This window comes from Arthrobacter sp. NQ4, from assembly GCF_029077345.1.
In the GTDB taxonomy this organism is placed as follows: Bacteria; Actinomycetota; Actinomycetes; order Actinomycetales; family Micrococcaceae; genus Arthrobacter.
Map to the genome: position 1 here is coordinate 474,362 of NZ_JARETC010000002.1, position 17,509 is coordinate 491,870.

Sequence of the window (17,509 nt, forward strand, 5' to 3'; positions counted from 1 at the left end):
GCGGTCAGCTTTCCAGCAGGAGCCGTTGGGCGCGGGGCGCGAGCGTATGTTCAAGGACCAGCGAGGCTGCGCCGATGGCGCCGACGTCCTCCCCCACCCCGGTGCCCACAACTTCGATGGGGTGGATCAGGCGGGCGGCGCTGTTGGCGTCCAGCAGCGGCGGGACCAGTTCGAGGTAGCGCTGCGACAGGCAGGTCCAGAACGGGCCGCCGAAGACCACCCGTTCAACATCGAGGGTGTTGGTGACCACCGAGACCGCCCGGGCAACCAGGACGGCGGATTTGTCCAGGATGGCGGCGGCACCTTCGTCCCCTGCGTACGCACGGGCGCACAGCTCGGAAAAGCTCTGCTGGATTTCGGCGGCGCTCCCGGCCTGCGCGCCCTCCAGGATTCCCGCGGCCACCGCTTCCGCCACCAAGACCTGCGGAATGGCGGAGGATTTGACGCAGCCGCGCTGTCCGCAGTCGCAAAGGGGTCCGCCCGGGTCCACGATGATGTGGCCGATTTCGCCGGCGTTGCCGGACGTCCCCCGGACCACTTCATCGTTGAGGACGATCCCGCAGCCGATGCCGGTACCCATGTACATGAACACGAAACTGCCGGCGCCGCTGGGGCCGCCGGCCCACGTTTCCGCCACGGCGGCGCTGGTCACATCCTTGTCCACCAGCACGGAGTAGCCGGTGGCCTTGGCCAGGGCGTCCCGCAGTTCCACCCGGTCCCACCCGGGAAGAAGCGGCGGGTCCACCACGGTGCCGTGGTCGAGGTCGATGGGGCCGGGAGCGGCCACTCCGAGTCCTGCGATGCGGCCCTGGTCCACGCCGGAATCCTCCACGAGCTGGGCCAGCTCCGCGGCGATGGTGGCAATGACGGCGGCCGGATCGTTTCCGCCGGGGGTCTTGATCCGTGAGTGCCGTACCACTGCTCCGACGAGGTCCAGCACCACGAACGTTGTCACGGCCGGGTCCAGGTGGACCCCCAGGGCGTACATGCCACCGGGGTTGAGGCGGAGGATGGTGCGCGGCTTGCCGGGGCCGCTGCCCTCCTTGCCTGCCTCGACGATCAGGTGCTGGTCCAGCAGCCGGCGGGAAATGTTCGAAATGGTCTGGGGCGACAGGCCGACGATCTGGGCGAGTTCCACCCGGCTGAGTCCCCCGGACGTCCTGCGGATTGCGTCGAGGATGACGGTGAGGTTGAAGTCCCCCATCCTGGGCAAGTTGGTTCCGCGCCTCGGAGAGGATTGGCGGATCTCAGACACTGTGTCCCCTAAACGTCTTCGGCTACCTGGCGGTGGTGATGCTTTGAATCGTACGTCAAGCGTGCGCCCGCGCCCACATGCGCGGGCAGCGGCGCGGCGGATGTTTTGGCCGGTGAGGCCGGGGATTGGCTCAGCGTGAGCTGCGTGTGCTGCGGGTGACCGTGAACTTTGGGTTCCGGCCCTCTACCACCGTGGGTCCTACGTGCCGCTCCAGCGCCGGGAGGTAGGCCAGGTGCCGGTTGTAGACCGTCCACAGCTCGCCGCCGGGCGCCAGGACCCGTCCCGCCGCTTCGATCATTTTCAGCCCCGCACCGGCGTGCACACCGGCACCAACGTGGAACGGCGGGTTCAGGAGTACGGCGTCCACCGAGCCGTCAGGGAAGGTGCTGAGCGCGTCGTCCTGCAGCACCGTGATCCGGTCCGCAAGTCCATTCAGGCGGGCGGTGGCCAGCGCGGACTGCACGGCGGCCGCCGATTGGTCCGTTGCCGTGACGGCGGCCGAAGGGAACTGCCTGGCATACATCGCGGCGAGGATGCCGGTGCCGCAGCCGAGGTCGACGGCGTGCTGCGCCGGCTTCATGGCGGGCAGGAACGTCAGCAGGAAGCGTGTGCCCATGTCCAGCCGGGCGCCGGCAAAAACAGCGCCGTGCGCGGCCACGTCCAGGTCCAGCCCGTCAAGGTGCTCCACCACGGGAAAGCGCGGGGCGGCCGTGGCGGTTTTGGGGCCGGCAGCAAGGAGAACCCGCGATTTTTGCCGTGCGAGCTGGGGCTGCACGGAAACGAAGTACCGTTCAAGGACCGCGTTCATGCCCAGTGACATGTGCTTCACCCGGCCACCCGCCAGCAGGCGGACATCCGGCGCGGCGTGCCCGGCCACGGCGGCAGCGATCTCCTCCAGCTCCGCCAGGGTCTTGGGGAGCTGCAGCAGGACGGTGTCCGCTCCGGCCAGCAGTTCGGGCCCCAGGGGCAGCTGCACGAAACCGGACCCGGCGCTGTCCGCCGGAAGCCCGGCAGCCTCACGCCTGGCCGACAGTTCGGCAGCGTTAAGCCGCAGCGCCCGTTCCCCGGTGACCAGGTCCTGGTGTACGCGCAGCGAGTCCGGGGCAAGCAGTTCGGAGGCGCCGAGCGTCAACGCCCCGTAGCGGTCCCCGATGACGGCCACGGCAGTGCCTGCCCGTCCAAGCTGCACCGCGGTCTCCAGCAGCAGCCTGTCGGTGGCGTCCCACGCCTGCAGGTTGGGCGCCTCAACATCGGGCCGCCGGCGCAGTGCGTCGAAGATGTCCGCCAGGGTGTTTACTGCCACCGGTGTCCTGCCGCCTTCTGTTGCTTTTGCCGGCCCCGGGACCCGGGGCATCACCCCAACGTTACCGTTTCCGCTGCCGCCGCAATGCCCGGCAGCTTCAGGATCGCAGCCACTGCTGCGCGCCCCGCCCGGTTGGCGCCAATGGTGGACGACGACGGGCCGTAACCCACCAGGTGGACGCGCGGCTCGGCTGCCACCTGGGTTCCGTCCATGGCGATCCCGCCGCCCGGCCCCCGCAGGTGAAGCGGCGCCAGGTGTTCCAGTTCGGCCCTGAAGCCGGTGGCCCAGAGGATGACGTCGGCCCTCAGCAGGCTGCCGTCGGCGCGGCGGACACCCCCGGGTTCGATGGAGGTGAACATGGGCTGCCGGTCCAGGGCGCCCCGCTCCCTGGCTGCGCGCAGGGCGGGCGTCCAGATAAGGCCCGTCACCGAGACAACGCTTTGCGGCGGAAGCCCCTGGCGGACCCGCTCCTCCACGAGCGCCACGGCGTCGTGGCCCGCCCTGGCATCAAACCCAGCGTCGCGCCAGACCGGTTCCCTGCGGGTAAACCAACTGGTGGTGGTGATGCGTGATATCTCCTCGAGCAGACCCACGGCGGAGATGCCCCCGCCCACCACGATCACATGCCGGCCGCGGAACTCCTCCGCGGAGACGTAGTCGGCCACGTGCAGCTGCCTGCCGCGGAACGTTGACTGCCCCGGATAAATGGGCCAGAACGGACGGGTCCACGTGCCCGTGGCGTTGATGAGTGCTTTGGCGCTCCAGTCGCCGTCGGACGTTTCGATCCGCAGCCGCCCCGCCGGATCGCCGTCTTCACGCCTGACGGCCCGGACCTTAACGGGGCGGTGGACGTTAAGGCCCACCTCGGCCTCATAGGTCCCGAAATAGCGGGTCAGGAACTCGGAGCTCGGTTCGGCAGGATCCACGTCGGGTTTGGCGATGCCGGGCAGGTCACTGATCCCATTGACGGTGCCCATGCGCAGGCTCTTCCAGCGGTGCCGCCAGGCGCCCCCGGGACCTTCCTCGGCGTCGAGCACGGCAAAGTCCAGCCCCCGGCGCTGCAGGTGGTACGCGGCCGACAGGCCTGCCTGGCCCGCCCCGATGACCACCACATCGGTTGGGTCAGGAATCACTCCCCCATGATAGTCGTGGAGGGCAGCCCGGCCGTAGGGTGGGCGCATGGACACTGACGCAGCATCAGCGGGAACGGGAACCCCTGGGCACGCCGCCCGGCTGGAAAAGGCCCTGGGAGTGGTTTTGGGGACCGGAGAGATACCCCTTCGGTTGCGGGCCTGGGACGGCTCGGAAGCCGGGCCGCCGGACGCGCCGGTGCTGGAGTTCAAGTCCCGCAAGGCACTGCGGCGCATGCTCTGGTCACCGGGGCAGCTGGGACTGAGCCGGGCGTACGTGGCAGGCGACATCGAGGCCCCCGGTGACATCTTCGCAGCCTTTACGGCCTTGAGTTCGGCGGGCAAGTTCGCGGAACCCGGTCCGTTCCGCCCGCTGTCCGCCGGTGAGCTCTGGCTGCTGCTGCGCACCGCAGCCCGGCTTGGCGCCATCGGACCCAACCCTGCTCCGCCGCCCGAAGAGGCGCGCGTCGCGAAGAAGGGCCGGACGCACTCCCGGGGCCGGGATTCGGCCGCCATCTCGCATCATTACGACGTCGGCAACGACTTCTACGCCCTGGTGCTGGGACCGTCCATGGTCTACTCATGCGCCGTGTGGCCGGACGGCCCTGTCACCGGGGGCGCAGCTGCCGGGTCGGGGCCGGAAGCGGAGGCTGGGCCTGATGATGGCCTGAGTGATGGCCTCGACGCCGCGCAGGAGGCCAAGCTGGACCTTGTCTGCCGCAAGCTGGGCCTCCAGCCCGGAATGCGGGTCCTCGACGTGGGATGCGGATGGGGCAGCTTCGCTCTCCACGCTGCAGCCAGGTACGGCGCCACGGTGGTGGGCGTGACGCTGTCAACGGAGCAGGCCACGCTGGCGCGTAAGCGTGCAGCAGACGCCGGCCTCACGGACAGTATCGAAATCCGGGTCCAGGATTACCGCGACGTGCAGGACGGGCCGTACGACGCCATCAGTTCCATCGGCATGTCAGAGCACGTGGGACGGGCCCAGACCCCCGAGTACGCCGCCGCGCTCTTCGGGCTGCTGCGCCCCGGTGGACGGCTGCTGAACCACGCCATCTCCTGGAACGCCGGCCCCACCGCCCCCGATCCCGACTCGTTCATCCCCCGCTACGTCTTCCCCGACGGTGAAATGATCAGCCTCGGCGAGATGGTGTCCGCCCTGGAAACTGCCCGGTTCGAAGTCCTCGACGTGGAGGCGCTGCGGCCCCATTACGCACTGACCCTCCGGGCCTGGGTCAGGCGGCTGGAGCAGAACTGGGCGGAAGCGATACGTCTGGCCGGGGAGGGGCGCGCACGGGTGTGGCGGCTGTACATGGCAGCCAGCGCCATTGGATTCGAAAATGGACTCACCGGAGTCAACCAGGTCCTGGTCCGCCGGCCGGGCGGGGAGGAACCGCCGTTGCGCCGGACTTCCTGGCTGTGACGAAAGCGCTGTGGCGAAGCCGCCCTCCTGCCGGGACGTAACCCGGCAGGAGGGCGGCTTGGTGACCCCGGGGCCAGGCCTCAGTTCGGCTAGGCCACCGGGGAAGGTCCGCCAGGCTGGGTGAAATGCTGGGTCTTTTCGATCTGCACCACTTTAGGATCCGTTTCGTCGGCGGCGTAGTCCGTGGGCCGGGTGAGGTCTTCGCCGGTCCGGACCTTGAGGGCCCGCATCACCAGGGTCAGCAAGGCGGCGACCACCAGGTTCAGTGCGAACGCCGACACCGCGATGTAGACGCTGAAGTCGGTGCCGGGGATCGGAGCCACGGACCCGCCGAAGTGCGCCTTGGTCACCGGGTTGACCACGTTGTAGGCGGAGACGGTTCCGAAGATGATGCCCACCGCCCAGCCGACCAGGAGGGCCCAGCGGTCAAACCACCGGGTGTAGAGGCCGGCCACGACGGCGGGGAAGGTCTGCAGGATCCAGATGCCGCCCAGCAGCTGCATGTTGATGGCTGCCGACTGGTCCATGGCGATCACGAAGACCAGGGCGCCCACCTTCACCACCAGGGAGACAATCTTGGACACCTTTGCCTCGGTCTTTGGATCGACGTCCGGGCGGATGAAGTCGCGGTAGATGTTCCGGGTGAACATGTTTGCGGCAGCAATGGACATGATCGCTGCCGGCACGAGGGCCCCGATGGCGATCGCGGCCAGTGCGATTCCGGCAAACCAGGCCGGGAAGTGGTCAAGGAACAGCTGGGGAACCACCAGCTGCGGATTGACTGATCCGTCCAGGTCGATCGGCTTGGTACCCGCCTTGATGGCCACGAAACCCAGCAGTGCCAGGAAGCCGAGCATCAGCGAGTACAGCGGCAGGATGGCGGCGTTGCGGCGGATGGTGTTGCGGGCCTTCGAGGCCAGCACCGCCGTCACTGAGTGCGGGTACATGAACAGCGCCATGGCCGAGCCGAGTGCCAGGGACCAGTAGGCGGAGTAGTTGGCCGCGCCGGGGACAAAGACCCCTGCCGGCTTGCCCGTGGCCTGGTTCACCGCGCCGAGCTTGGTCTGGGCTGCGCCAAAAATGGTGTCCCAGCCACCGAATTTGATGGGCAGGTAGATGACGGCCACAATGACGGCGAGGTAGATCAGCAGGTCCTTGACGACCGCGATCATCGCCGGGGCGCGCAGGCCCGAGGTGTAGGTGTATGCGGCCAGGACCACGAAGGCGAGGATCAGCGGCAGGTCGGTCAGCAGGACGTTGCCGGAGCTCCCCAGACCAAGCACGGTCAGCACCGCCTTGATGCCCACCAGCTGCAGCGCGATGTAGGGCATGGTGGCCACGATCCCGGTGACGGCGACGGCCAGGGACAGCCAGCGGCTGCCGTAGCGGCCGCCCACGAAGTCCGCCGAGGTGACGTAGCCATGGCGGTGGGAGACGGACCACAACCGGCTCATGATGATGAAGATGATCGGATACAGGACGATCGTGTACGGCACGGCGAAGAAACCGCTCACGGCGCCGGTGGCCCACATTGCCGCCGGCACTGCCACAAAGGTGTAAGCGGTGTAGAGGTCCCCGCCCAACAGGAACCAGGTGATCCAGGTGCCGAAGCCACGCCCGCCCAGGCCCCACTCATCCAGGCTGTGCAGCCCCTCCACTTCCGTGCTGCGGCGCCACTTGGCGGCCAGGAAGCCCATCACGGCCACGATGACGAAGAGCAGCACCACAATGATCAGGGCTGTCCAGTTGATCTCGCGGGTGTTCATGGCCGGTCCCCTCCCAAGCCGGTCCCGGCGGAGGCAGCGCCTGCCTGGGGCGGGCCGCCTGCACGGGCCTCGGCCCGCCGTCGTCGGTCTTCCCTGGTGACCAGCCAGTACGCGCTGCCGGTCAGGATCGCGGAGACCGGCACCCACAGCAGCTGGTACCAGTAGAAGAATGGCATCCCGCCGAGCCGTGGCGCATCAAAAGCGTAGAGCTGCGGCATGAGGGGAAAGAGAATGGCGGCGGCCAGCAGGATGCCGGCGCCTATGTAGGGAGCGGGCCTGGCAGGTCCGCGGATGGCGGTGTCCCGCGTCAGGCGGGATTCTTCGGGAAAGGCTTCGCCGTCCGGGCTGTAGCCGTCTGCGTGGGACATCTGCGACCTCCTCGTCAGCCCGTCCCGCGGCCGCCGCCTTGGATGAAAGCAGTCCGGAGGCGGGACGATGTGCCCTCAATCACAGTTGTACCGCGCTTTGACCTGCGCCGGAAGGGTTAGCGCCCCTATCGGTTGCCGGTGGCAACAAAAAAGGGAACCATCACGTGGTGATGGTTCCCTTTTCCGGCGTATCGGTGGAGCTGAGGGGACTCGAACCCCTGACCCCCTGCATGCCATGCAGGTGCGCTACCAGCTGCGCCACAGCCCCGTACTTTTGCCGCTTCCGGTCGAATTCCCCGGAGCAACCTGACCAGAGTAATGCACTTTTCCGCTGGACGCCAATCGGCCGCCATCTGCCGCCGCCCAGGCCCTTAATGCACCCGCTCGTGGACAAATCACCGGGGAACGCGGGGGTTGCAAAGTCCGGGCGCAGGTGCAATGCGGGCATCCGGAATGTGGGCACAAAAAAGTCCGCCGGAACCAAAGTGGTTCCGGCGGACTTACCGGTGGAGCTGAGGGGACTCGAACCCCTGACCCCCTGCATGCCATGCAGGTGCGCTACCAGCTGCGCCACAGCCCCGGATTGTTGCTGCTCTGTGCTGCTTTCCCCGGGGTCTCCCCCGAAGCAACTCAAATATCTTAGAACAGCAATTCCGAAAATTCCAAATCGGGAATATTCACCGCCGGGCGGAGGCTACTCGCTGTCGGAAACCGCAGCGGCTTTGGCGGAGGAGTCGTCGCCGAGCTGCAGGTCCACCACGGGGCAGTCCTTCCAGAGGCGTTCCAGGGCGTAGAAGACGCGGTCTTCCTCGTGCTGGACATGGATCACGACGTCGGCGTAATCCAGCAGGACCCACCGGCCGCCGGACCTGCCCTCGCGGCGGACCGGGCGAAGGTCCTGCTTGGCGAGTTCTTCCTCGATGCCGTCGACGATGGCGTTGACCTGGCGTTCGCTGGGCGCCGAGGCGATGAGGAAGACATCGGCGAGGGACAGGCGTTCGCTCACATCCATGGCGACGATGTCCTGGGCGATCTTGTCCGCGGCAGCTTTGGCAGCCGTGCGGGCTATGGCGATGGACGATTCTGTTGCAGTCACGGGACTCCTTGTTTGGGTTAAGTGTTGATGCCGGCCGGCGGGTCAGCGGGACATGCCGCTGACGATCAGGATGATGCCGGCGACGAGGGCCAGGATCCCGAACGCGAGGATGCAGAACTGGAGGATCCGGTTCCGGCGGGCCCTGCCCAGGCCCGCCGTGGCGGCGTCCAGGGGATCGAGTCCGTAGGCGGACCGGGCAGGAACCCGGGGAAGGTCCTCGAAGAGGTCCTCCGACTGTTCTGCCGGGCGCGATACGGGTTGAGGGCGGTTGGCGGCTTTGGCGGCTGCCTCGGCACGCGCGATGACCTGGGAGCGGCCGGTCGCGGAGTCCGGGGCGGGTGCCTTGGGCCGGGCAGCAGGCCGCCGTTTTCCAGCGCCGGGGACTTTGGTTCCGGGGACCTTGGTTCCGGGCCGGGTGGTGACCGGGACATGGGAGGTGGCCGGCGGCTTCATGACCGGCCGCTCGACGCCGGGCACCTGCACGAACTCCAGCGGCGTCACCATGGCCAGGTTGCTGGCGGTGGACGGGCCGGGCTTGTCCTTCGGCGCGGAGTCCCTGCCCGGAGCGGCAGGGCTGCCGGTGGCGGCGGGGCTGCCGGCCTGTTCGGCAAGCTTCTGCCGTGCCATGGCCCGGCGGTTCATGACCGCGGCCCGTTCGGCAAGGGCAATCTGTTCCGCCAGGATGTCCGGATCCACGACTTCCGGATCCAGGGAGGCAATGTGCTCCATCTTGGCGATCTGGTTCCTGGCCTGCGCGGCGATGAGGGCGCGCGCTTCCAGGGCCTGTTCCACCGTCATGCCGTCTGGGGCGGTTCCGGGCGCAGTCTTTACATCCTCCGCCTTCTCCCCCGCCGCACCGTCTTCACGTGCGGGCGTGGCCTTGGGTGCCGGAGCAGCGGCGGCCGGAACGATGGGATTGGCGGCAGTCAGCGCCTGCTCTTTGAGTTGCTGCAACCGCAGCTGGCGCCGGGTAGGGGGGCCGCCCGCAGCAAGCTGCCCTTCCTTTTCCTCAAGCTCCTTGATGGTGCGCAGCGCGGCGCGGTCGCGGGCCCGGATCTGGGAGGAGCGCTGCGTAGCCGTCGGGTCCGGAGCTGCCTGCGGGCGCGCTGCAGCGGCGGCTCCCCCGGCAGGACCGGGACGGGCCGCCGGGTCCTTGCCGTCCCGCGAGGGCGCGCTGTCAGCCGGCCGGTTTGCGGCAGGCGGGCGCTGCTCCGTGGCAGGCAGGGCAGCCTGTTGGGCGTCCCTGGCCTTCCGGAGTTCCCGGCGGCTGCGGATTGGGGGCTGTTCCTGACTCATTGAGAACTCATTCAGTACTGGCTGGTTCGCGTGCTTCGGAAGTTGGGTCATCCGCGCCTGCGGGTGCGTCGGAATACAGGCCGTACTTGGCGATGTACTGGACTACCCCGTCCGGGACCAGGTACCAGACCGGGTTGTTCGCAGCCACGCGGGCACGGCAGTCCGTCGACGAGATGGCCATGGCGGGCACTTCGAGCAGGCTGACATCATCACGGCCCATTCCGTCAAGGACATGGCCGGGCCGGGTGACGCCCACGAAGTGCGCGAGTGACCACAGTTCGTCGATGTCCTTCCAGGACAGGATCTGCGCCAGGGCGTCCGCGCCGGTGATGAAGAACAGGTCTGCGTCGGGGCGCTGGGCCCTCAGGTCGCGGAGGGTGTCGATGGTGTAGGTGGGACCCGGGCGGTCAACATCGACACGGCTGACGGTGAAGCGCGGATTGGACGCCGTGGCGATGACGGTCATCAGGTAGCGGTGCTCGGGCTCGCTGACCTGTTTATGGGACTTTTGCCATGGCTGCCCGGTGGGGACGAAGACCACCTCATCGAGGTCGAACTCCGCCGCGACTTCGCTGGCAGCCACAAGGTGGCCGTGGTGGATGGGATCGAAGGTTCCGCCCATCACGCCCAGCCGCAGCCTCCCCCGGGCCCCATTGCGTTGCAGGTTGTGGGAAATCTTAGTGGCCCTGCCCGCGATCGTGCTTGTTGGGGTGCTGGCGGTGCGGATCAGCGTGCTCGTCCGTGGCGGCGTGCCGGTTGCCGAGGTTGTTGTAGGACCAGGCGATGAGCATCAGCACGACCAGGATGGCGAACATGGATACGCCAAAGACCCACGGCTCGGCCCACAGCGGCGCAAGCTCCTCATGGCCTGATTCACCTGCGGCGGCGACGGACGTGGCAATCTGCTGGAGCAGCATTTTCTCCCTTTGTTCAAGGATTTAGAGGCAGCGGAACTTTCCACTGCCTTCCGGGTTCTGGTCTATGTTACCGCGTTGCTACCCGCGGACCTGGCCTTCGCCCTGGACGATCCACTTCGTGGTGGTGAGCTCGGTCAGGCCCATGGGGCCGCGGGCGTGGAGCTTCTGCGTGGAGATGCCCACCTCGGCACCCAGGCCCAGCTCCCCGCCGTCGGTAAACCTGGTGGAGGCGTTGACGATCACGGCAGCGGAGTCAACCTCGGCGATGAACCGCTCGGCGTTGGCGAGGCTGTTGGTGAGGATCGCTTCCGTGTGTCCGGTGGACCAGGTCCGGATGTGCTGGACGGCTTCGTCCAGGCTGTCCACCATGGCCACAGCCAGGTCCAGGTCCATGTATTCGGTTCCCCAGTCCACGTCCGTCGCCGGCTCGGTTTCGATGGCGGGAGGCAGCGCGGCGCTGATGCGCCCGTCCACATGGAGGCGGACACCGGCGCTGCGCAGGGCAGCCGCGACGGCGGGCAAGACGGTTGAGCCCGAATGGACCAGCAGCGTCTCCACGGTATTGCAGACACTGGGCCGCTGCGTCTTGGCGTTGAGCAGGATCTCCACGGCCATGTTCTCGTCGGCGGACTCATCGATGAAGATGTGGACGTTTCCCTCCCCCGTTTCGATGACCGGCACGGCGGAGTTGGTGACCACGGTCTGGATCAGGTCCCGGCCGCCGCGGGGAATCAGGACATCCACCCTGCCCCGGGCCTTCATCAGGACGGCGGCGCCCGCACGGCCGTACTGGTCCACCGTCTGGACTGCGTCAGCGGGCAGGCCCACGGATTCCAGGGCTTCGCGCAGGATCCGGACCAGCACCTGGTTGGTGGCTTCTGCTGCGCTGCCGCCGCGGAGGATGACGGCGTTTCCGCTCTTCAGGGCCAGCCCTGCGATGTCAACGGTGACGTTGGGCCGTGCCTCGTAGATGGCTGCCACCACACCCATGGGCACGTTGACCTGGCGGAGGCGCAGCCCGTTGGGGAGCGTCTGCCCGCGCACCACGTTGCCCACGGGGTCCGGGAGGTTGGCCAGGTTCTCGAGGGCGGCAACGAGCCCGGCTACGCGTGTTTCGGTAAGGGTAAGCCGGTCCAGGAGGGCGGCGGAGGTGCCGTTGGCCTTGCCCCGCTGCACGTCCATCGCGTTGGCGGCAAGAATGGCCGGGACGTTCTCCTGCAGGGCGGCGCCCACGGCGCGGAGGGCCCGGTCTTTCCAGGCCCGGTTGGCGGTGGCCATCCTGCGGGCGGCGTGGCGGGACCGGTCAGTGATGGCGTGGACAGCCGCCTCCACTTCCGCGGCGGATACGTCCGCACCCGAAACGGGCACCTCAGCCGATGCCGGTTCTGCTGCGGGACCCGGCTGCGCCTGCGCAGCGGTGGTTCCGGAATTTTCAGCAGTATGGATCAGGGCTTCAGTCATGATCCAAGTTTAGGCGAGCCGGCAGCTCAGACCAGCACCAGGTCGTCAACATGAACAACTTCACGGTCATAGCCGCTGCCCAGTGCCTCGCCCAGCTCGTGCGTGGAGCGCCCCAGCATCCGCGGCAGCTCCTCCGACGAGTAATTCACCAGCCCGCGCGCAACGACGGTGCCGTCGGCTCCGGCCAGTTCGACGGCGTCGCCCGCTTCAAAGTCGCCGTGGACCGCGGAGATGCCAGCCGGCAGGAGGGACGTGCGGTGGTGCCGCACGGCGCGCACGGCACCGTCGTCCAGCACCAGCCGGCCCTGCACCGAGGCAACGTGTGCCAGCCAAAGGAGGCGTACCGGTTTGCGGGATCCGTTGACCGAGAACCACGTGCCCACGTCCTCGCCGTTCAGGGCTGCGGCAGCATTGGGCGTGGAGGTTACCAGGGCGTGGATCCCCGATCCTGCCGCCATGCTGGCAGCTTCCACTTTGGTCATCATGCCCCCGGTGCCCACGCCGGCCTTGCCCGCTTTGCCGATGGACACGCCCTCGAGGTCGTGCGCGCCGGTGACCAGCGGGATGCGCTTGGCACCCTGGGCGGGCGGACCGTCGTAGAGGGAGTCGACGTCGGACAGCAGCACGAGCGCATCGGCGCGCACCAGGTGCGCCACCAGGGCCGCGAGCCGGTCGTTGTCGCCAAAGCGGATCTCGTGGGTGGCCACGGTGTCGTTTTCGTTGACCACGGGGACCACCCCGAGGTTCAGCAGCCGGTCCATGGCGCGGAGGGCATTGGTGTGCTGGCTGCGCCGCATCAGGTCTTCTGCCGTCAGCAGGACCTGGCTTACGGTGACGCCGTGTGCACCGAAGGCCTGGGTGTACCGGGCCATCAGGAGCCCCTGGCCCACGCTGGCCGCGGCCTGCTGGGTAGCCAGGTCACGGGGACGCTTGGCCAGCCCGAGGGGAGCCAGCCCCGCAGCGATCGCACCGGAGGACACCAGGATGATTTCGGCGCCTGCGTTGCGCTTGGCAGCCAGTGCGTCAGCCAGGGCAGTCAGCGATTCCTCCGAGATGCCGCCCTTGATGCTGGTCAGGGAAGAGGATCCCACCTTGACCACGATCCGGCGGGCACCGGCCAGCGCGCTTCTGTCCGCAGCACGTCCGGCCGGTACTGCGGTCATGCCCCTAGAGGTCATCGTCCGCTTCCAGTCCGCTTTCCTTGACGGGTCGGGCGGCACGGCGGCCACTGACGGACTCGGTCCAGATGCCGGCCTTGCGCTCCGCCTCAAGTTCGGCGCGGGCGGCAGCCTTGGCATCGCGGCGCTCCTGCTGCTCTTCGCGCTTCTGGCTGCGGGTGGGGCGGTCGCCGATATCGGCGAACCGGACGTCGGTGCCGCGCGGCGAGGCCAGCAGCTCAGCCCCCGCCATCATGGTGGGCTCCCAGTCGAAGACGACGCCGTCATCGTCACCGATGACCACCGTATCGCCGGGCTTGGCGCCCTGCTTGAACAGTTCGGTTTCCACACCGAGCCGGGCAAGCCGGTCCGCCAGGTAGCCGATGGCCTCTTCGTTGGTGAAGTCTGTCTGCTTGACCCAGCGCTCGGGCTTTTCGCCCAGGACGCGGAACAGCGGCTCCAGGTTCTTTTCCTCGCGGCGGATCTTGAACCCGGCTTCGTTGACGGCGCGCGGGCGCAGCACCACGGGCTGTACCTTGGGCGGGGCCGCCGCCACCGCGTCGCGGGCGGCCTTGACGATCTCCGCCATGGCGAAACCGAGCTGGCGCAGGCCCTCATGGCTGGTGGCGGACACCTCGAAGACGCGGTAGCCCCGCGACTCGAGTTCCGGGCGCACGAACTCGGCCATGTCCTTGCCGTCGGGCAGGTCCACCTTGTTCAGCGCGACCAGCCGCGGGCGGTGGTTCAGGGGAACCACTTCGCCGTCCTGGCCCGCGTAGCTCATGTCGACGGCGTACTTCTCAAGCTCACCTTCGATGATGGCGAGGTCCGTGAGCGGGTCACGGTCGGACTCCAGGGTGCCGCAATCGAGTACGTGGACCAGGGCCGCGCAGCGCTCAACGTGGCGCAGGAAGTTGTGGCCCAGGCCCCGACCCTCGCTGGCGCCTTCGATGAGGCCGGGAACATCGGCGATGGTGAACCGCACTTCGCCGGCCTGCACCACGCCCAGGTTGGGAACCAGGGTGGTGAACGGGTAGTCGGCGATCTTGGGCCGCGCAGCGGACATGGCCGCGATCAGGCTGGACTTGCCGGCGGACGGGAAGCCCACCAGGGCGATATCGGCAATGGACTTCAGTTCCAGGACGATGTCCCGGGAATCCCCCTCGATGCCAAGCAGCGCGAAGCCCGGGGCACGGCGCTTCTGGGAGGAGAGGGCCGCGTTGCCCAGGCCGCCGATGCCGCCGGCGGCAGCCACAAACTCGGTACCTTCGCCGACGAGGTCCGCCAGGACTTCACCGTCCTTGGTCTTGACCACGGTGCCGTCCGGCACCGGCAGCACGAGGGTCTCGCCGTTCTTTCCGCCGCGCCAGTCGCCCATGCCGGGTCCGCCGTTGCTGGCGTGCCGGTGGGGTGCGTGGTGGTAGTCGAGGAGGGTGGTGGTCTGCTGGTCCACCCGGAGGATGACGTCGCCGCCGTTGCCGCCGTTGCCGCCGTCGGGTCCGCCCAGCGGCTTGAACTTCTCGCGGTGGACGGAGACGCATCCGTGGCCGCCGGTTCCGCCGGATACGTGCAGGACTACCCGGTCTACAAAGCTGGCCACGTGGATCTCCTCAAATGCTGTTTAGATGGGCGCCCGCGGACGCCACATCGATTGTAATGCGGTTAAAAGAACAGTGGAGCGGACCCTCAGGCCCGCTCCACCGCTTCAGAACTGGTTGTTACTCTGCAGCTGCAGCAGCAACGATGTTGACGACGCGACGACCGCGGCGGGTGCCGAACTCAACGGCGCCCGGGGTCAGTGCGAACAGCGTGTCGTCGCCGCCACGGCCAACGCCGGCGCCCGGGTGGAAGTGGGTGCCACGCTGGCGGACGATGATCTCGCCTGCGGAAACTACCTGGCCGCCGAAGCGCTTGACGCCGAGGTACTGAGCGTTGGAATCGCGACCGTTGCGAGTGGAGCTCGCGCCCTTTTTATGTGCCATCTGAAATGCCTGCCTCTAAATTCTGGGGAATCTGTTGAAATACCTGAACAGTAACCGGTGGTTACTTGATGCCGGTGATCTTGACCTTGGTCAGTTCCTGGCGGTGACCCTGGCGCTTCTTGTAGCCGGTCTTGTTCTTGAACTTCTGGATGACAATCTTAGGACCACGCAGGTCCTGGAGGATTTCAGCCGTAACAGTTACCTTGGCCAGGTCAGCGGCGGCGGAGGTGACCTTGTCACCATCAACCAGGAGCAGTGCGGGCAGCTCGATGGTGCTGCCGGCTCCACCGGCGACGCGGTTCAGGGTAACGAAGTCTCCAACGGAAACCTTCTCTTGGCGGCCGCCTGCGCGGACAATCGCGTACACCACTTGGGAACTCACTTCTCTCGACGTTTATTACAAAATTTGCGTGCGGAACCGACTCGGAAAAGCCAGGGTTCTCGCTGTGCCTCAACGCCGTGGGGTCATAACCCAAGTGTTGGCGTAAGCACCGAAGATCCAGAATACGCTAAATCCATCTACGGCCGCAAATGAGGCTGGTTCCGGCGGCCCGGCTGTGGTAGTAACCACACCCCGACAAGCTGCACCGCAACCATGCCCCTCCATAATAGCGGCGGTGCTGCCCGCAGGGGTCAGGCATGCAGCCTCGGCGCGTCGAAGAATTCCACTTCCAGGCGGCAGGACTGCCTGAAGGCGGTCACCATCGCCGCCTGTTCATGGTCGGAGGCCTTCCGCCCTGCCGCGTCCACGATGGCGATGGCCCGCCGGGTGGCTTCGGCGAAGCCCTCGTCGGCGTAGGTCCGGAGCCAGGCTGCGTAGGCGTGGCCGTCAGGCGCTCCCGAGGCGAGGAACTGGGCGTGCAGCTTTTCCCCTACCTCGGCGTAGAGCCAGAAACAGGGCAGAACAGCGGCGGCCAGGACGGCGTAACTTCCCGACGCCGACGCTGCAGTGAGGTGGTCCACGTAGGCCTTGGTGACGGGGCCAAGTCCGCCCTGGGCAGGGCGGGTGCTGAGCCATGAGCGGTGCAGCTCCGACTCCACCTCCAGGCATTGCTGCGAGGAACCGGCCCAGAACAGCTGCTCCGCTTCGGAGGGGGCCAGGGCACTGGCCCGGGCGAGGACGCGGGAGTAGCCGTTCAGGTACAGGGCATCCTGCGCCAGGTAGTAGGCAAAGTCCTTCTCAGCAAGGTCTCCGGAGGCCAGGCCGCGGATGAAGTCCAGGGCGTAGATGTCCGCCACGTCCTGCTGGGCTTCCGTCCACAGCCGGGCAGCGAAAGCGCCTTCCGCGGGGGCCGGCCGCACATGGTGGAAATGGTGCACGGGGCCGTTGCCCTGGCCCACCTCAAGCTGCTCCGAGTTCTCAAGGGCGCCGGCCAGCCATGGCTTGACCGTCAGGAGCGATGCCTCCCAGTCCCCAAGGCGTGCCTGGACGGTGGCCATCGCGGAGGACAGGGAGCAGCCGGTGCCATGGCTGTTGCGGGTGGAAATTCGTTTGCCGTGCACTTCCACCACTTCCTGGGACAGGAGGCCGGCCGTGTTGACCAGCGCGTCCGGGCAGTCTGCACCCGCGAGGTGGCCACCCTTGACCAGCACGGTGGCTCCGGTGGCTTCGGCAAGGCGCCTTCCCTGGTCCAGCGCCGCCGGCCAGGTCCCGGCAGGGTCCCCGCCCACCAGCATGGCAAGCTCCGGGAGGTTGGGAGTGATGAGGTGCGCCAGGGGCAGCAGTTCGCGGAGGGCAGCCTCCGCGGATTCCTTCAGCAGCCGGTCACCACTGGTGGCCACCATCACGGGGTCGAGGACCACGACGGCGGGGCGCACCTTCTCCAGCCAATGCCGGACAGTGCGGATGACGCTCTCGTCGCCCAGCATGCCGATCTTGACCGCGTCGATGGAGATATCGTCGCTGACCGCGTCCAGTTGTTCGGCGAGGAAAGCGGCCGGAGGAACGTGGACAGCCTGCACGCCACGGGTGTTCTGTGCCGTCAGGGCGGTGATGGCAGCCATACCGTATCCGCCGTGGGCGGCAATGCTTTTGAGGTCGGCCTGGATGCCGGCGCCACCGGACGGGTCGGAGCCCGCGATCGAGAGGACCCGCGGGACGTCCCGGCCCGGGGGCAGCGCGGTGGGAACGCCGGAGGCAGCAGGAAGGGGCATGGAAAGGGTCGAAGACAAGAGACATCCCTTCGCCGGTACTAGCCGGACAGGTTCAACGGGTCTGGATCTCAGCCGGCCTTCTGCGCGGCACCCCGTGTCGGTTTCCACCCTAGCCCGTAGGCCGCACCAGGAGGAAAGGATGACAGCCCTCGGGTCAAGGAAACAACAACCTCGCAGCAGCAGGAATCCCCGCCACACGGC

General features: G+C 67.7%; 16 protein-coding genes, 2 tRNA genes and 1 riboswitch. Of the genes, 1 reads left to right on the forward strand and 17 read right to left on the reverse strand.

Translation table 11 applies throughout. The features are described from left to right. Nucleotides 1-4: 4 nt before the first annotated feature. The 3 genes from PUN51_RS06035 to PUN51_RS06045 form a co-directional block, all read right to left on the reverse strand. A complete protein-coding gene (locus tag PUN51_RS06035) occupies nucleotides 5-1,204 on the reverse strand; it encodes an ROK family transcriptional regulator (RefSeq protein WP_159631815.1) in 1,200 nt (399 codons plus the stop codon). A 181-nt stretch (nucleotides 1,205-1,385) separates the two neighbouring features. Further along, a complete protein-coding gene (locus tag PUN51_RS06040; protein ID WP_275180240.1) occupies nucleotides 1,386-2,558 on the reverse strand; it encodes a class I SAM-dependent methyltransferase in 1,173 nt (390 codons plus the stop codon). A 50-nt stretch (nucleotides 2,559-2,608) separates the two neighbouring features. Then, on the reverse strand, nucleotides 2,609-3,691 hold the full coding sequence (locus PUN51_RS06045) for an FAD-dependent oxidoreductase (protein WP_224026293.1): 1,083 nt from the start codon (nucleotides 3,689-3,691) through the stop codon (nucleotides 2,609-2,611). A gap of 46 nt (nucleotides 3,692-3,737) precedes the next feature. On the opposite strand from PUN51_RS06045, the gene PUN51_RS06050 reads away from it, so the two are divergent. Continuing rightward, nucleotides 3,738-5,111: an SAM-dependent methyltransferase gene (locus tag PUN51_RS06050; RefSeq protein ID WP_275180241.1), complete on the forward strand. Its 1,374-nt coding sequence runs from the start codon at nucleotides 3,738-3,740 to the stop codon at nucleotides 5,109-5,111. Between the two features lie 89 nt (nucleotides 5,112-5,200). Here PUN51_RS06050 and mctP read toward each other — a convergent pair whose 3' ends face one another. The 14 genes from mctP to thiD form a co-directional block, all read right to left on the reverse strand. After that, a complete protein-coding gene (gene mctP / locus PUN51_RS06055) occupies nucleotides 5,201-6,877 on the reverse strand; it encodes a monocarboxylate uptake permease MctP (protein WP_224026295.1) in 1,677 nt (558 codons plus the stop codon). Then, nucleotides 6,874-7,245, reverse strand: a complete 372-nt coding sequence (locus PUN51_RS06060) for a DUF3311 domain-containing protein (protein WP_275180242.1) — start codon at nucleotides 7,243-7,245, stop codon at nucleotides 6,874-6,876. The genes mctP and PUN51_RS06060 overlap by 4 nt, the downstream gene beginning before the upstream one ends. 195 nt (nucleotides 7,246-7,440) lie before the next feature. Further along, nucleotides 7,441-7,513, reverse strand: a tRNA-Ala gene (locus tag PUN51_RS06065). A gap of 239 nt (nucleotides 7,514-7,752) precedes the next feature. Continuing rightward, nucleotides 7,753-7,825, reverse strand: a tRNA-Ala gene (locus PUN51_RS06070). Nucleotides 7,826-7,939: 114 nt separating this feature from the next. After that, on the reverse strand, nucleotides 7,940-8,341 hold the full coding sequence (rsfS, locus tag PUN51_RS06075; protein WP_275180243.1) for a ribosome silencing factor: 402 nt from the start codon (nucleotides 8,339-8,341) through the stop codon (nucleotides 7,940-7,942). Between the two features lie 42 nt (nucleotides 8,342-8,383). Further along, nucleotides 8,384-9,637: a hypothetical protein gene (locus PUN51_RS06080; protein WP_275180244.1), complete on the reverse strand. Its 1,254-nt coding sequence runs from the start codon at nucleotides 9,635-9,637 to the stop codon at nucleotides 8,384-8,386. Nucleotides 9,638-9,644: 7 nt separating this feature from the next. Next, complete coding sequence (gene nadD / locus PUN51_RS06085; RefSeq protein ID WP_370871783.1) at nucleotides 9,645-10,313, reverse strand: nicotinate-nucleotide adenylyltransferase; 669 nt, start codon at nucleotides 10,311-10,313, stop codon at nucleotides 9,645-9,647. 1 nt (nucleotide 10,314) lies between these two features. After that, complete coding sequence (locus tag PUN51_RS06090) at nucleotides 10,315-10,554, reverse strand: hypothetical protein (protein WP_159631808.1); 240 nt, start codon at nucleotides 10,552-10,554, stop codon at nucleotides 10,315-10,317. 78 nt (nucleotides 10,555-10,632) lie between these two features. Then, complete coding sequence (locus PUN51_RS06095) at nucleotides 10,633-12,015, reverse strand: glutamate-5-semialdehyde dehydrogenase (protein WP_275180245.1); 1,383 nt, start codon at nucleotides 12,013-12,015, stop codon at nucleotides 10,633-10,635. 26 nt (nucleotides 12,016-12,041) lie between these two features. Next, a complete protein-coding gene (proB, locus tag PUN51_RS06100; protein WP_275180246.1) occupies nucleotides 12,042-13,178 on the reverse strand; it encodes a glutamate 5-kinase in 1,137 nt (378 codons plus the stop codon). Between the two features lie 4 nt (nucleotides 13,179-13,182). Further along, entirely contained in the window at nucleotides 13,183-14,772 is a 1,590-nt protein-coding gene (gene obgE / locus PUN51_RS06105; RefSeq protein WP_275180247.1) for a GTPase ObgE, read from the reverse strand. A 118-nt stretch (nucleotides 14,773-14,890) separates the two neighbouring features. Beyond that, a complete protein-coding gene (gene rpmA, locus PUN51_RS06110) occupies nucleotides 14,891-15,154 on the reverse strand; it encodes a 50S ribosomal protein L27 (RefSeq protein WP_009372867.1) in 264 nt (87 codons plus the stop codon). A 61-nt stretch (nucleotides 15,155-15,215) separates the two neighbouring features. After that, nucleotides 15,216-15,524: a 50S ribosomal protein L21 gene (gene rplU / locus PUN51_RS06115; RefSeq protein ID WP_003803420.1), complete on the reverse strand. Its 309-nt coding sequence runs from the start codon at nucleotides 15,522-15,524 to the stop codon at nucleotides 15,216-15,218. Between the two features lie 263 nt (nucleotides 15,525-15,787). Further along, complete coding sequence (gene thiD, locus PUN51_RS06120) at nucleotides 15,788-17,308, reverse strand: bifunctional hydroxymethylpyrimidine kinase/phosphomethylpyrimidine kinase (RefSeq protein ID WP_275180284.1); 1,521 nt, start codon at nucleotides 17,306-17,308, stop codon at nucleotides 15,788-15,790. 7 nt (nucleotides 17,309-17,315) lie between these two features. Beyond that, a riboswitch (TPP riboswitch) is annotated at nucleotides 17,316-17,413 on the reverse strand. Between the last annotated feature and the right edge of the window lie 96 nt (nucleotides 17,414-17,509).